Origin of the sequence: Paraburkholderia fungorum (assembly GCF_902833645.1) — a bacterium.
Classification (GTDB): domain Bacteria; phylum Pseudomonadota; class Gammaproteobacteria; order Burkholderiales; family Burkholderiaceae; genus Paraburkholderia; species Paraburkholderia fungorum.
The window spans coordinates 143,817-158,708 of record NZ_CADFGE010000010.1; the positions used below are offsets into that span (position 1 = coordinate 143,817).

Here is a 14,892-nt window from a genome sequence, read left to right on the forward strand (position 1 = left end):
AAAGTGCAGCGCGAACGATCAGGCCGTCAGTCCTGAATCCACGGCAACCCATGAAAGCGCCAACCACTGCTGGCGCCGCGCCGCTGCGCGCCGTCCAGCTCCCCTTCGAAACCTTCCAGAACGTTGAATACCTGTGTGAAGCCGGCTTTCGCCGCGGCCTCGGCAGCCAGCGCCGAGCGGTTGCCGCTGCGGCACAGCAGCAGCACGACGGCCTCCTTGCCGGTCTTCGCTTCCAGTTCACGCACGAAGCGCGGATTGCGCGTCAGGCTCGTGCCGGTCGCCCACGCGACATGCACGCTGTCCGGCACGAGTCCAACGAATTTGCGTTCTTCGGCGCTGCGCACGTCCACCAGCACGGCGTCGCCGGCCTGGACGAGCGCCCACGCATCCTGCGGCGACACGCCGCCGGCATAAGGCAAACCGGCCGCGGCGGCTTGCGAACGGGCGGCTTCCAGCAATGCATGAGTGGGGCGTTCTGCGATTTCAAGCGTCATGATGTCTCCTTCGATATCGCGCGAATCGGTACGCGCGGGTCTAAGCCATCTGCGAATGCAACCGCCTATAGCCATCAGAAGACACTATGAAAGAGAGTTAGCCGAAGCCGAACCAATTAATTGTGATTTCTAAAGAAGCATCGGTTCGGTCGCTCCTGCTTGGAGCCGCCCCGCCCGCTCGCTGCGGATGTGCCGCGCCCGTGCCGGCGCGCGGATTACTCCCGTGGGATCTGGAGCGGCACGACAAACATGCCGGCGGTGTATTCCATATGGAAATAACCGCAGCGTGCGTAAGCCGCAATGCGCTCGAGCCGCTCGGGTGATGGGGGGATGTAGGCCGCGGCAGCCGTCCTGTCTGAGGATTGCTCAGACAGGACGGACGCGCGTTTTGACCATTGCTTCCGCAGGCTTCGCACAGGATGCCGCAGTCCGCCCCAGATAAGCGTCGCTGAAAGTGTGGTCATGCGAGCTCCGTCGATTCATTGCGATATGAATGAATCTAGCGACCTGGATACGGAATCGCAAACAAGCTTTTGTGGATTGGTTTTCGAAGAAAGGCCCTATAGCTCAGCTCGATCTATAGACCGTGCGACGGCGCCTGACCGTACCAGTAGCTGCACTGATGCGCGGTGTACGCGTCGTAGGTGTTCGAGACCGGATAACCGAAGTCGAGCGTGCGCCGCGTCGCCGGGGTGTACAACGGCCAGCTCGCCACCGTGCTGCCCGAATTCGGATTACCGGTGTGCGCGAAACCGGCCAGCGCGGCCGTCATCGCTCCCGATAACGTCGCCTGGTTCGCCGTGGGACTCGGGATCAGTTGCCACCAGTAGTCGAGATCCGACGAGTGAAAGGCGCCGTAGTTCATCGCGGTGGGCGGCAGCACTGAAATCAGGCTGTGCACGCTATAGGGCGCGGGATCGGAAAAGCGATACATGTACACCGCCGGAGAATACTTCGCAAGGTTGTCGGCGTCCTGCATTTCGCCGCAGGTGAACAGGTAGTCGCCGGTTGCTTTGGCGAGCGCCTGACCCGGCGACGAAAACTGGTTTGCCGGATAGAGCGCTGCGGTCGCGGCGCCGGAAACGCCGAGGAAGCCCTGGATCGCCGCTTCGTAGCCCGAAGCAGTCACGGGCTTGCCTTGCGCATCGAATGCCGCGGCGACAAAATACGTCCCCTCGTCTTCCGTGAAACCCGACATGACCGGCACGCGGTTGTACTGGCCGCTGGCGAATGCCGCGCTTGTCGAACCCGGCAGCACCTTGCCGTCGATCGTTGCATACCAGGCGACAGGGTTGCCCTGCAACAGCGCGGATGCCGGCAGATTACGCAGGCAGACCGCGCTGGACGGGTCGGTGCAGCCCCACGTTTTGGCGTAGCCGACGCCATCCGTCTCGGCCTGCTGCAAGCTCTCCTGCTGCCGGCTGAAACCGCCGCTCTGCGCGACAGCCTTCGCAAACAATCCGGCCGAACCCGGCGAAGCAAGTTGCACGTACACGGAATGGCCGCCGGCCGAATCGCCGAAGATCGTCACGTTCGTGGGGTCGCCGCCGAACGCCGCAATGTTCTTCTGCACCCAGGCGAGCGCGGCGGTCTGATCCATGATGCCGTAGTCGCCGGTCGCGCCATTGGGGTCTTCCGCCGCAAGCGCCGGATGCGCGAGAAAACCAAGCGCATTGAGGCGATAGTTGATGGTCACCACGATCGCATTCGCCTTCAGAGCAAGCGCGCTGCCATCGGTCGCCGCGCCGGAGCCGAGAATGAAACCGCCACCGTGAATCCAGAACAGCACGGGCAAGGCCGTTGTGCCTGCGGTCGTACCGGGTACATAGACGTTGACGAAGAGACAGTCCTCACTGCCGGTCGGGGCCGCCGCCGTCCCCTGCACACAGACCGAGCCGACGTGCGATGCGTCGTACGGACTGCTCGCATAGGCCGCAGCGGGTGCGGGCGGTTTCCAGCGCAACGCGCCGGTCGGCGGCGCCGCATAACGCAGGCCAAGGAACGCGCGCACACCGTTGGCGACGATTCCTTTGACCTGTCCCTGCTCGGTCGCAACGACGCTCGGATCGGCCGGTGCCGGGCTGTGGACACTGCCGCCGCACCCCAGCATGATGAGTGGAATCGTGACTGCGATGAGCCATTCCATGGCTCGCCGATGATAGGCGTTCATGCTTGTCTCCAGATGTCCGGGAAGGCGCAACCGCCTGACGCGTGCCCCGGACCGGATTCGCTTGGCGGTTTGAGATGAATGGCGCTCAATCGTCGTAGCGCCGCGCATTCAGTCCTGCCGCAGCAGGACTAGAACAGCGTGCGGATGCCCACGCGCACCGCAGTCGACGACTGCCCCGTGCCGACGTACATGCCATTGGCAAATACCGGCGCTGCCCCGCCGCCGAGGAAAACCGGCGCCGCGCCACCCGACGCGCGCAGATAGGTCGCGCTCGTATAGACATCGGTGCGCTTCGACAGCGCATAGTCGAGCAGCAGCGTGCCGTTCTGCCACTTCTGCGAACCGAGCTTGCTGTACCAGTAGCCGCCCATCAGCGTCGTGGCCGGGGTGAGCTGGAATACTTCGTTGATTTCGTAGGTTGGCATCGAACCGTTGTCGTGACCGATGCGGAAGTGCGTGTCGGTGAACAGCAGGCGCGTCAGGCTCCGGCCAAAGCGATAACTGCCGCCCACCCCGAAGCTGCTGACGCTGCGCGCCAGCACCGGCGCGCCAGGCAGATCGGGAAAGAACGTGGTGCCGGCCTGGCTCGGCCCATTCAGGCCAAGATCGTGCGTGTCGGTGTACGCGGCGCCGAGATTCAGCGGGCCATTCGAATAGCGCAGCCCAAATGCAATCACACGCCCTGTTCCCGCCGATACGGATTGCGAAGGAAATGCATACAGCGCACCTGCTTGCAATCCCAGGTAGTTCGGCGACGTGTACTTGACTGCATTGTTGATATGCAGTGTGCCCGCAAGGTGATCGAAGTCGCCTGGGTGCCACGAGTACTGCCCGGCAACCTGCCCCATCGCAAACTGCGTGAGGTTGTCCCAGAAGAAGTCGTACTGCTTGCCGAGTGTGAATCTGCCGTAGGTCTGATTCTCGACGCCCAACCATGCCTGACGGCTAAACAGCACGCCCGATTGCACCATCGTGCCCGAGTAGAGATTGAAGCCGTTCTCCAGATCGAACACGACTCGTGTGCCGCCGCCGATATCCTCCACACCGCGCAGACCCCAGCGATTCGACTGGATCGACCCGTCGTTGGCGACGAAATTCGAATGGCCGTTCACGTTGCTGAAGTAGGTAATGCCCGCATCGATAATCCCGTATAGCGTCACGCTGCTTTGCGCATCGGCCATCTGACTGCTCAAGGCCAGCACTGCGGTTGCGCTCAAGCTCAAGGCAAACTTTTTCATTACTCGTCTCCAGTGTTTTATTTTTAAAAGGCAAAGCGTCGCCCTCCCCTGCAAAAGGGAAATCGGCTCCTGTGTGGAACTGCCCGGCGGGCCGCCGGGCGCAACTGATAGCCGGGTTTGGCGGTTTCTAGCCGCTAACCGTTGAACCGGTATAAGGTCGAATCAATGCGAAAGCGGATCTCATCGCTCAGGCCGTTACTCACCACCAGATAGCGCTGACCGTCTTCGACGAAACTGGCGGCATCCGTCGCACCCGAGGTCGCGAAGTCGCCCACCAGTTCGAAACACGCATCCCGCCATTGGAATATCTCCGACTGCTGCATGACCACCGGTGCTTTAGGCGTGCCCGTGATAAAGCACGCACGCACCAGATAACGCCCCTCTTTACCGTCGATCAAACACAGTTCGCGTCCGCCTGGGCCGCCCAGCATCTGCCGCTCGACAAACTGCGCGCCGTCGAATCGATAAAGCGTGGTGTGGTTGAGCAGGTTCGCGTGCACCATCCAGAGCGCACCGTCGGCTTCGAAAAAGCGGAATGCACGGCCGCCGTTCTCGCTGAAGGTTTGCAGCGGCACAAACTTCTCTCCGTTCCAGCGATTCACCGACGATCCGCTGACGTGATCCGCATACGCGAGATAGTGCTCGCCGGCAAACGACACGAACGCGAAGTTGTAGCCCCACTGTCCGTTGAAGTTCTGAAACGGCACGAAGCGTTCGCCATTCCACTCGAACAGACACGATTCGCGTGGATGTTTCGGCTCGACCCCGTCGACCACCACGCCTTGCGACAGCCCGAGGAAATGACGCGAGTCGAACGAGAAGGCCGTCCACTGTTTCGCCGCGAATACCGCAAAGCTTTGCAACGGCACCCATGCGCCGGCGACGCGTTCATACACCACCGCATCGGTATCGAGATCGTACGGTCCGTTGCCGCTTCGAACGCCGGCCGCCGCGAGAAAGCGCCGGCCGTCGATCTCGAAGTACTCGAGGTCTTCGCCGCCAGGCAAGGCCAGCGCTTCATGCTCGACGAAACGGCCGTCCTGCCAGCGGTAGATGGGCGCTTCGATATCGCTGTCGCCACCGTTCATGTAGGGCGCTTCACCCGCCACATCGCGCGCGAGTTGCGGCACGCCGAGAAAGGTGCCTTCGTTCGTCGTAAAGACTTCGACCGCGCGGGCGCCGCTAGTCGGCAGTTGCTGCAGTGCCGTGAGCAAGCCCGCGCCCAACTCAGTTTTTGCCATGACTGGCTTCTCCCAACTCCGAACCCGTGACCGGGAACGGCGCAGTCGACATGATCTGTCCAGCTTCTTTCTCTCGCGGCCGCAGAACATTGGACAGACACAGACCCAACGCCGCGCCCACCGCGAGAATCGCCGCCAGTATGAAAAGTGTTTCGAACGACAGATGCTGCGACAGCAGCATGCCGCCGACCACCGGCCCGACGATCGAACCGATGCGTCCGATCGCGAGCGTCCAACCGACCCCGGCCGCCCGCACGTTGGCCGGAAAGAGAAAGCTGGCAATCGCCGGAAACGTCAATTGGCCGCCGACCAGAAACGCGCCGACCGCAAACAGCATCGCCAGCGCGATATTCCCCGCGCCGATGATTTGACCCAGCGCCACCGTCAACACCGCGCCGCCCAGAAAAGCAATCGCCACCGGCATAAACGGTCCGCGTTTGCCGACCAGGGTCGAGATCACCAGCGCGCCGCCGATGGCCCCCAGATTGAGCAACACCGAACCGAGCGCGGCACGGCCCGGTTCCACGCCGTTCATGTTGAGAATGGTCGGCATGAAGCTAACCAGGAAACCCGACAGGATCATGCTCGACAGCACGCTGACCCACAGCGCCAACGTGGCCGGGAACCGGCCGCCGGCAAACATGCTGCCGACTACATTCAAACCGCTCGCCGCCGCATGCTGCCGTGCCGCCACTCGTTCAGCATGGCTGACGGTTTGCGCCGGAATCACGAGAAGCACCGGGATCAGCGCGAGCAAAGCGAACGTGCCGCCCATCAGGAACACGAACGGCCAACCAAAGCGCACCATCAACGCCGCGGCGATCGCACCGCCCACCACCGCGCCGAGCGGAAAACCGATAAACATCAGGATCACCAGCGAAGAACGGCGCTGCGGCGAACTGCTCTCGGCGGTGATCGCCGCCACGGGCGGAATGGCGCCACCCATGCCGAGGCCGCCGATAAACCGCAGCGTGGCCAGCATCGTCGCCGACGTGGCGAACGCACAGCCGAGCGTGAAAATGCCGGTGACAGCGAGCGCAAGCAGCAGCATCGGCCGGCGGCCGAAACGATCCGCCAGCGGCCCAACGATCAGCGAGCCCAGCACCGTGCCGATAAAGCCTGCTCCAAACACGCGGCCGAGCGTTGCGTGATCGATCTGCAACGACTTCGCGAGCAACGGCGCGACGAACGACAGCATCAGCGTGTCGAAGCCGTCGATCATCGATACCGCGAAGCACACCAGCGTGATACGCAGCACGTTGCTGACCGGCGGACCCGCCGACGGCTCTAGTGCGAGTGGATTCATGAAGCCTGTCTCCTTCATCAAGGGCGTTTTGTTATGACCCGCGCGGGCGCCCATGCGCGCGGGTGTCGGTGCGGCGTCCGTCGTTACGACTGCACGGCGCCCGGGAAAGTCACGTTCGTAAAGCCGGGGATCTCAACCTTTTGCGGTTGATTGCCGTTGCTGTACAACTGATCGACGATGTAATCCGCGACGCTGTTGGACAGCAGTTGAGTCGGATCTTCCATGATGCGGCGCAGACGCGCCGTCGTCGCATCGCGGTCGCCGATCGAGGTGATGGGCGGCATGCCACCGGGCGGTGCCGGATCGAAGTCATACGCCGTCTGCTCGGGAAACAGCGCACGCGCGACCTCGATACTGGCACGCGTGTTGAGCCACAAATCCCGATACGTACGCTCCAGTTCGGCCATGCCCGCGGCATCCGGCAGTTCGGCGACCGAGAACGACGGTGCATGCGGTGCGATAAACACGCGCTCCGGCAACAGCACGCGATTCGACGCGCACCACACCAGATAGCACATGTTGTTGGAGCCCCACGTCACGCCGGCAGTCGGCCTGCCCGAGCGGCCGCTGACGAGCACCATCAGGCGGTTCCAGTCGAGCGCCTGGGCACGCAACCAGTTGCCGATGCGATAGACGATGTCGAGAAACGCGAGCCCGAAGGTGGCGAACATCACGTCGTTCATCGGCACCGGGAACGCGCTCGTGGACGGCGCGGCGAAGTACTCGTCGTTCAGACGGTCGAAGCTCAGCAGCGCGTGATCTTTCTCGATCCGCTCGAGCAGATCGATGGTGACGCCGCAGGTGTAGTCGACGAGATCGGCGATCTTCTGTTCGTGGCCAGCGAAACTATCGACCGCGACGTGATCGCGCCACAACGCCAGTGAGTTCGCCGCGCGGGTTTGCTGCGCGTGAGTGCGCAGGTTCGACGCGTCGCGTTGCCAGACGGTGTCGTGCGGCGCCAGTTCGCGCATCCGCGCAAGATAAGCCAGCGCCAGCGGCAGATGCGATACCGCCGTCAACTCGATGAAGCCGCGCGTCGATTTGCGAAAGCTCTCGATCGTCGGCGCACGCCCCGCGCCTGGAAACAGCACGATATCGCTGCCGGTCGACACCAGCAATGGATCGTCCGCCTGCTGCTGCGCCATCTGCTGCGTCAGGTGCGCGCCGATGCTCTGCGGGTCCGATGTGAACGCGCGAAACAGACCGGCAAACGCTGCGTTGGGTTGGTAGGGCATAGTTGGGTAAATACCGCCTCAGTAATCGAACAGTCGCGCGGGATTATCGGCCAGGATCATCTTGTGCACCGCCGGATCGCCGGTCCATGCGCCGAGCAGATTCAGCAATTCGCCGGTGTCGCGCGTCGAATCGGGAATATGCGGCCAGTCCGAACCCCAGATCACTTTTTGCGGCGCGGCCTTGATGATCGCTTCGGCCATCGGCGCCACGGCTTCGTAGCCGCGATGTTTGGCGATCCGGTACGGCGCGCTGAGTTTAAGCCAGCAGTTGCCGTCTTTCAGCAAGCTGAGCAGGCGGTCGAAATCCGCTTGCGTGAGACCGTCTTCTTCGAGCATGTAACCCATGTGATCGATGACGAAATCGGTCTGTACGTCAGCGAGAAACGGGATCAGATTACGCACCACCCAGCCCGGCGCATAGAACTGCACGTGCCAGCCAAGGCTCGCGCACAGGCGGGCCATGCGGGTGATGTACTGCTGGATTTCGGCGGTCGGCAGCCCGGAACGCGCAAACAGGTCAAGCCGCACCGCGCGCACACCGGCTTGGTGGAAACTGTCGAGCGTTGCCGTGTCAGTGCCCTCGTCGATCATCACGACGCCGCGCGCGATCGAACCCGCCACGTGCAGCGCGTCGATCAGACAACGGTTGTCGGTGCCGTAGAAACTCGGCTGCACGATCACGAAGCGCTTCAGTTGCAGCACGCTCATCATCTGCAGATAGTGCGCAAGTTTGCCGTCCGGCAGCGTGTAGTGCGGATGCTCGACCTTTGGATATTTGTCTTCGGGACCAAACACGTGCATGTGTGCGTCGCACGCGAGCGCCGGCATGGTGAACGACGGCCGCGACAGCGTCTCGTAGTCGCGCATCGGCGTGGAAATCAGCGGGGTTTCTGCCATGATCTGAAAGTAAAGGTTCGAATTAAAGTTGACGTGCCTGTTCGACGCGCTCGCGCAGCGCCGCCAGATAAACATCGCTGTCGATGCCGGCAAAGACGAAGGGCGCGGCGCCTTCGCGGCGCAATTCATTGAGCGCCTCGCATTCCGGCATGCCGCCCACGATCACCACCTTGCCGTGCCGCTGCGCCGCGGCGATCACCTCGCGGCATGCCGCCACGACCTCGGGATGGGCCGATTCGCCGGTGTGGCCCAGATCGGCGGAGAGATCGTTGCAGCCGAGCGCCAGTACGTCGACGCCTTCGACCGCCGCGATGGCATCGGCCGCTTCGACACCGGCACGGCTTTCGATCAGGACCTTAAGCACGGTCGCGTCGTTCAGGCGCCGGTTGAGTTCGCGAGCGGGAAGTTTTTCGAAATTGACGTACGGCAGCGTTGCCAGTTGCGAACGCTGGCCGAGCGGCGGAAACCGCGTGGCGATCACCGCGTCGCGCGCCTGCCCGGCGGTCTCGACACGCGGCACGATGATGCCGAGCGCGCCGCCATCCAGCACGCGGTTGATCGTGCCGTAGTCGCGTTCCGGTACGCGCACCCACGGCATCAGGCCGAGGTCGACCGCGCATGAGCACAGTTGCGACACGGTATCGACCGGCAGCGAGCTATGTTCCATGTCCACCCAGATCGTGTCGTAGCCGGCCGCTTTGGCCCAACGGACCGCATCCGTTGTGCGCGAGGCGCGAATTCCCAGCGCAATGATCTTGTGTCGCGCGCGCAGGCGTTCGACCAGTTCCGCACCGTTCATGCTGTCTCCGTTGTTGTGTAGGTGGAAGACAGTATCGCCCGGGAAACAGTTTTGATTTATTCTCCAAATCAAGGTTATTGATTTACAGAGCAAATCAATGAATATCCGTCATCTGGAGTTTTTCGTGGTGCTGGCGCAGGAGCTGCATTTCCGCCGCAGCGCCGAGCGGCTGGGCATTACGCAGGCGCCCTTGAGTCTCGCGATCCAGTCGCTGGAGACTGATCTGGGTGCGCGGCTCTTCCACCGCACGCGCCGCTCCGTCGCGCTGACCGAGGCGGGGTTGGCGTTGCTGGACGACGCGCGGGCGATTCTCGCGCGCATCGAACACGCGAAGGAAAGCGTCTGGGAAACCGTGAGCGGCGACGTTGGGCGGCTGCGGGTCGGCTTTACCAACGCATCGACACTGTCGCCGTTTTTCCCCAAGCTGATTCACGCGTACCGGACGCAACGTCCGAAGGTCAACATCACGCTGCTGGAGTTGTCCTCGTCCCGTCAGATCGAGGCAATCGAGCAGCGCGAAATCGATGTCGGCCTGTTGCGAATGCCCGAAAGCGTGCCCCCTGCCGATCTGGTGTTCACGCCGCTGATGGAAGAGCCGCTCGTGCTCGCCATGCATGCGCGTCATCGGCTCGCCAAGGCGTCATCGATCAAACTCAAGGATCTGCGCGACGAACCGTTCATCGCCTATCCGCGGCAAGCGGGCGTCGCGGTCTATGAAAAGACGGTCGCGTTGTGCGCGAAGCGCGGGTTCGAACCTCAGGTGGTCCAGGAGGCGCAGCAGGCTTCCACGCTGATCGGGTTGACCGCGACCGGGCTCGGCATTGCGCTCGTACCGTCTACGCTGCAGGCCATCGCGCTGCCGGGGGTGGTGTTCAGACAGCTGGACGAGACCGACACCACCACGACGTTGTACATCGTGCACCGCCGTGGCGATGCCAACGCGCGCGCGATGCAGTTTGTGGCGTTGGCGCAGGGGCTTCGGCAGGTTGCCACGAAAGCCGCCCGTAGCGCACACGGAGCATCCTCGGTGCCGGGCTGATGACCCATGCCTGTGTTGCCGGCGCGGCGCGCGATGCGGTACCTGCGGGGACTTGAAGTCGCGGTCGCTGCGAACGCATGCGCCGCCCGCGAGCATCACCGCGCTTTACGCCGCCACGCTGACACGCGCGGGCATCGCCACATTTGCGCGGCACACCGTTCAGAGCGATCTGGCGCACGGCCATAACGGCAATGGGAACGATCGCCCCGTATGGCACACCGGTCGGTTTTCGCCAATAATGGCCCCACATCCACTACTGGACGAGGGCAGCCATGCGCTACAGCCCCGAAGCCATCCGCACCATCGCCCTGGTCGGGCATGCTGGATGCGGCAAGACATCCCTTGTCGAAGCGCTGCTGCACCGCGGCGGCGCAATACACACGCCCGGCAGCGTGGAGCGCGGCACTACGGTGTGCGATTTCGACCCGCTCGAACGCAAATACCACCACTCGCTGAGTTCCGCCCTCGCCCACCTGCACTACTTGGATACCCGTATTTATCTGCTGGATACGCCGGGCTACGCGGATTTTTCCGGGCTGTCGATCAGTGCCCTGCCGGCCGTTGAGACGGCCGCCATTGTCATCAATGCCCAGACCGGCATCGAAATGACCACCCGGCGCATGATGGCGTGGGCGCAGGAACGCAAGCTGTGCAGACTGATCGTCGTGAACGGCATCGACGGCGAAAAGGTCGATCTCCCGGCGCTCCTGACGCAAATCCAGGAGGCCTTCGGCAAGGAATGTCTGCCCATCAACCTGCCCGCGCAGCGCGGCCACCAGGTGGTGGACTGTTTTTTCAACCCGGCCGGCGAAGCCGATTTCCTTTCCGTTGACGCTGCGCACACGGCGCTGGTCGATCAGGTGGTCGAGATCGACCCCGCCTTGATGGAGCTTTACCTGGAACAAGGCGAAGCCATCAGCCCTGAGCAATTGCACGAACCCTTCGAACGGGCGCTGCGCGAAGGTCATCTGGTGCCGGTTTGTTTTACGTCGGCGGCTAACGGCGCGGGCATTGCGGAATTGCTCGACGTATTCGTCCGGCTGCTGCCCAATCCGATGGAAGGCAACCCGCCGCTCTACTATCGCGATGCCGGCGGGCGCCAGCAAGTCGCACGTGCCGAACCGGCACCTGACAAGCATGTCCTTGCCCATGTCTTCAAGATCGTCGTCGACCCTTATATCGGCAAGATGGCCGTATTTCGCGTGCATCAGGGCACGATCAGGCGCGACAGCCAGCTTTATATCGGCGATGGGCGCCAGCCGTTCAGGGTCGCCCATCTCATGATGCTGCAGGGCAAGGAACACGTGGACGTCCCGCAGGCCGGTCCGGGCGATATCTGCGCCACCGCCAAGGTCGACGAAATCGGCTTCGATGCCGTGCTGCACGACGCCGCCGAAGACGGCAACATCCACCTGAGCCCGCTCGACTTCCCCACCCCCATCTACGGCCTCGCAATCGAACCGGCGCGCCGCGGCAACGAGCAGCGCCTCTGGGAAGTCCTGCAAAAGCTGAGCGCGGAAGACCCTTGCCTGATCATCGACCACCCGGACAGCACCAACGAAACCGTGGTGCGAGGGCTCGGCGAGTTGCACTTGCGCGTGATGCTGGAGCGGCTAGCCGAGCAGTACAAGCTCGAGGTCGTGACGCGGCCGCCGAAGATCGCCTATCGGGAAACGATCGGCGCCAAAGCCGAGGGACATTGCCGTCACAAGAAGCAAACCGGCGGCGCCGGGCAATTCGGCGAAGTGATGTTGCGCGTCGAGCCGCTGCCGCGCGGAGCGGGTTTCGAATTCGTCGACGCCGTCAAGGGCGGCGCGATCCCCGGCCAGTTCATGCCGGCCGTGGAGAAAGGCGTGCTGCAGGTCATCGACAGCGGCCCGCTCGCCGGCTTCCCGATGCAGGACGTGCGCGTCACCGTCTTTGACGGCAAGAGCCATCCGGTCGACTCGAAGGAAGTGGCCTTCGTCTCCGCCGGGCGCAAAGCCTTCATCGACGCGGTGCTGAAGGCGCGGCCCGTCCTGCTCGAACCTATCGTGGACATCGAGGTGATGACACCGGAAACCGCGATGGGCGACATCATCGGCGACCTGTCCGCCAAGCGTGGGCAGGTGCATGGCACACGCACGGCCGCCGGCAATGCCGTGGTGGTTGCGGGCCAGGTGCCCTTGTCCGAACTCAACGACTATCAGTCGCGTCTGAATGCGATTGCCGGCGGCCACGGTCACTACACTATCCAGCTCAGCCATTACGATCCGGTGTCCCCCGCTCAACAGGAACGGATGGCGTCGCAGTATAAAAAACAGAGCGACGACGCGGCACCATGAATGGTCACCGCAAACGCCTGCCGCTCAGTCCTGGAAGTAGTTCAGGCCGAGCGCGCTTTTCACCTCGGACACCGTCGCGCCTGCCACCTCTCGCGCACGCATCGTCCCGCGCCGCAAAACGTTCAGCACCTCCGCACGGTCGGTTGCGAACTCGCGGCGGCGCTCCCGGATCGGTGCGAGCATCGCCTGCAGCCGGTCGTTTAGCAGACGCTTGACCGCACTGTCGCCAAGACCGCCGCGGCGGTAGTGCGCTTTCAGTTCGTCGACCATCGGTACGTTCGGCTCGAACGCATCGAGGAACGCGAACACAACGTTGCCTTCAACCTGCCCCGGATCGCTGACGCGCAGATGGTTAGGGTCGGTGTACATGTCGTTCACGGCCCGGGTGATTTCATCCGGGCTCGCGCCGAGCGCAATGGCGTTACCCAGTGACTTGCTCATCTTGGCTCTGCCATCTATGCCGGGCAGCCGCGCCACCTGCGAGAGAACTGCTTCGCACTCCACCAGCACCTGCCGATCGACCGTGTTGTTGAAACGGCGCACCAGTTCATTGGTTTGTTCGATCATCGGCAACTGGTCGTCGCCGACGGGCACGCGTGTCGCCTTGAATGCCGTGATGTCGGCGGCCTGGCTGACCGGATAGGTCAGAAAGCCCGCGGGAATATCCCGTTCGAAACCGCGAAGCACGATTTCCGCCTTGATGGTCGGGTTGCGTTCGAGGCGCGCGACTGTCACGAGATTGAGCAGGTATTGAGTCAGTTCCGCGAGCTCCGGCACCTGCGACTGGACGACGATGGTTGATTTGGCAGGGTCAATACCGACAGCGAGATAGTCGAGCGCCACCTCGATGACGTTTTCCGTGACCTTCTGGTGCCGGCCGACATTGTCGGTCATGGCCTGCGCATCGGCTAGCAGGAGGAACTGCTGCGCTTCGTGCTGGAGCTGCACGCGCGAGCGCAGCGAGCCGATGTAGTGGCCAAGGTGCAGCGGACCGGTTGTGCGGTCGCCAGTGAGGATAACGGACTGCTTTGCATGTGACATGGGGAGCTCAGTGTTTGAGGACACCGCCAGCCATGCGCGCGCGAAAACGAAAATGCCGCCAGGACTGGCGGCATCACGTTGTAGATATACGTACGAAAACGGGCCGCCTGGGTTAGGCGCGCCACCAGCAATACAGAGTCAGCGAGGTCGGGTTCGTTTCCATGAAAACAGTATAGCGCAGCAGCATGACGGATCGTCAATAGCAGGCCCGCCGATGCGCTCATCATCTGCCATGCCGTTGCACGCGCCCGCCGCGCCGGCTTTTAAAATGGCCCGCGGCTAGCCAGTTGGGCGTACTCGTTCTTTAGCGTCTGGATTCGTTGCCGGTACGCGGCAAGCAGGCAAGTCTGGTTCGCCGCGCATTTCTTTCTCGCTCTCAACCAGGCCTGCTGCTCTTCCCCCATGTCCCCGCGCGTACCCATGGCGACGAGACCCATCATCATCTGGAAGCGCACGGACATTTCAACGTCCAGTTCGCTGAGTTGCCGGGATGCGCATATTGCCTTTTCGTCCGGCAGACGCGCGCGATTGCAGTCGAAGCTCGCCGCGTATCCAGATACTGAGCCGAGCGCAATCGCTGTTATCAAGGCAAGGCGCAGGCGACGGCCCATGCGGTGATTGCGCGGTTCATTCATCGTCGTTCATCAGCAGAGAGTTCCTGGAGAAGCGCCAAGGACGCATACGAGGGTTTCCAATGCAGCCAAAGGCGGCAGTTTGACGGTGCTGTTGCGCTAAGTCGAAGAAAATACGACTGCGGCAGCGCCTTCGATTTCCGCAAAGCTGCGGAAGAATCGGTAGATTTTGCCCTCGACTTCGATCAGGTTCGCACCCGCTTGCGTCATATCGAGCATTTCGTTGGCAAGCGATGCGGCAACCGTGCCGCATCGCTTCAGATCTTCTCGCGTGCCTGCTGCGTCACCCAGATACAGCGTGGCGGTTTCGCTCGTGTGGCGCATCACGACCAGGGCGGCGCCCGCGTCGAGCGACAACTCGAGATATGCGGCCAACGTCCGCAACGCCTCGGACAGGGGTGCCTGCTGGTTAGTATTCGCGCCCGATGCGTTCGTCATGTCTTTCTCCAACGCGTTGAACAACTGCTGATGTTATG

14 protein-coding genes and 1 pseudogene are annotated in these 14,892 nt (G+C 62.7%); 3 read left to right on the forward strand and 12 right to left on the reverse strand.

What is annotated here, in order from left to right:
- Positions 1-26: 26 nt before the first annotated feature.
- The 9 genes from HWX91_RS27675 to HWX91_RS27715 all read right to left on the reverse strand — a co-directional run bounded on the left by HWX91_RS27675 (position 27) and on the right by HWX91_RS27715 (position 9,380).
- The gene (locus HWX91_RS27675; RefSeq protein WP_102857422.1) at positions 27-494 is read right to left on the reverse strand and encodes a rhodanese-like domain-containing protein; all 468 of its coding nucleotides are present in this window, start codon (positions 492-494) and stop codon (positions 27-29) included.
- Positions 495-709: 215 nt separating this feature from the next.
- On the reverse strand, positions 710-958 hold the full coding sequence (locus HWX91_RS27680; RefSeq protein WP_030102629.1) for a hypothetical protein: 249 nt from the start codon (positions 956-958) through the stop codon (positions 710-712).
- 113 nt (positions 959-1,071) lie between these two features.
- A complete protein-coding gene (locus tag HWX91_RS27685; protein ID WP_176035683.1) occupies positions 1,072-2,664 on the reverse strand; it encodes a carboxylesterase/lipase family protein in 1,593 nt (530 codons plus the stop codon).
- Between the two features lie 128 nt (positions 2,665-2,792).
- The gene (locus HWX91_RS27690) at positions 2,793-3,902 is read right to left on the reverse strand and encodes a porin (protein WP_102857420.1); all 1,110 of its coding nucleotides are present in this window, start codon (positions 3,900-3,902) and stop codon (positions 2,793-2,795) included.
- A gap of 134 nt (positions 3,903-4,036) precedes the next feature.
- Complete coding sequence (locus HWX91_RS27695) at positions 4,037-5,143, reverse strand: hypothetical protein (protein ID WP_176035684.1); 1,107 nt, start codon at positions 5,141-5,143, stop codon at positions 4,037-4,039.
- Positions 5,130-6,449, reverse strand: a complete 1,320-nt coding sequence (locus HWX91_RS27700) for an MFS transporter (protein ID WP_176035685.1) — start codon at positions 6,447-6,449, stop codon at positions 5,130-5,132. The genes HWX91_RS27695 and HWX91_RS27700 overlap by 14 nt, the downstream gene beginning before the upstream one ends.
- Before the next feature lie 83 nt (positions 6,450-6,532).
- Positions 6,533-7,684 carry a DUF5624 domain-containing protein gene (locus HWX91_RS27705; RefSeq protein ID WP_102857417.1) on the reverse strand — a complete coding sequence of 384 codons (1,152 nt, stop codon included), beginning with the start codon at positions 7,682-7,684 and terminating at the stop codon, positions 6,533-6,535.
- Positions 7,685-7,702: 18 nt separating this feature from the next.
- Positions 7,703-8,581 carry an amidohydrolase family protein gene (locus HWX91_RS27710; RefSeq protein ID WP_102857489.1) on the reverse strand — a complete coding sequence of 293 codons (879 nt, stop codon included), beginning with the start codon at positions 8,579-8,581 and terminating at the stop codon, positions 7,703-7,705.
- Between the two features lie 22 nt (positions 8,582-8,603).
- Positions 8,604-9,380: an HpcH/HpaI aldolase family protein gene (locus HWX91_RS27715; protein ID WP_025495890.1), complete on the reverse strand. Its 777-nt coding sequence runs from the start codon at positions 9,378-9,380 to the stop codon at positions 8,604-8,606.
- A gap of 97 nt (positions 9,381-9,477) precedes the next feature.
- Between HWX91_RS27715 and HWX91_RS27720 the strand changes: the two genes are divergently transcribed.
- From HWX91_RS27720 to fusA, 3 genes and pseudogenes are all read left to right on the forward strand, one after another.
- The gene (locus tag HWX91_RS27720; protein ID WP_102857416.1) at positions 9,478-10,419 is read left to right on the forward strand and encodes a LysR family transcriptional regulator; all 942 of its coding nucleotides are present in this window, start codon (positions 9,478-9,480) and stop codon (positions 10,417-10,419) included.
- A pseudogene (locus HWX91_RS41390) lies at positions 10,410-10,605 on the forward strand (isochorismatase family protein); the annotation flags it as partial. The gene HWX91_RS27720 and the pseudogene HWX91_RS41390, both read left to right, overlap by 10 nt.
- 86 nt (positions 10,606-10,691) lie before the next feature.
- The gene (fusA, locus tag HWX91_RS27725; RefSeq protein WP_102857415.1) at positions 10,692-12,743 is read left to right on the forward strand and encodes an elongation factor G; all 2,052 of its coding nucleotides are present in this window, start codon (positions 10,692-10,694) and stop codon (positions 12,741-12,743) included.
- A gap of 24 nt (positions 12,744-12,767) precedes the next feature.
- On the opposite strand, the gene trpS is transcribed toward fusA, so the two are convergent.
- The 3 genes from trpS to HWX91_RS27740 form a co-directional block, all read right to left on the reverse strand.
- On the reverse strand, positions 12,768-13,784 hold the full coding sequence (gene trpS / locus HWX91_RS27730; protein WP_102857414.1) for a tryptophan--tRNA ligase: 1,017 nt from the start codon (positions 13,782-13,784) through the stop codon (positions 12,768-12,770).
- 263 nt (positions 13,785-14,047) lie between these two features.
- Positions 14,048-14,419, reverse strand: coding sequence for a lysozyme inhibitor LprI family protein (locus HWX91_RS27735; protein WP_208459048.1), 372 nt, complete (start codon positions 14,417-14,419; stop codon positions 14,048-14,050).
- 96 nt (positions 14,420-14,515) lie between these two features.
- Positions 14,516-14,854, reverse strand: coding sequence for a hypothetical protein (locus tag HWX91_RS27740; protein WP_025495895.1), 339 nt, complete (start codon positions 14,852-14,854; stop codon positions 14,516-14,518).
- Between the last annotated feature and the right edge of the window lie 38 nt (positions 14,855-14,892).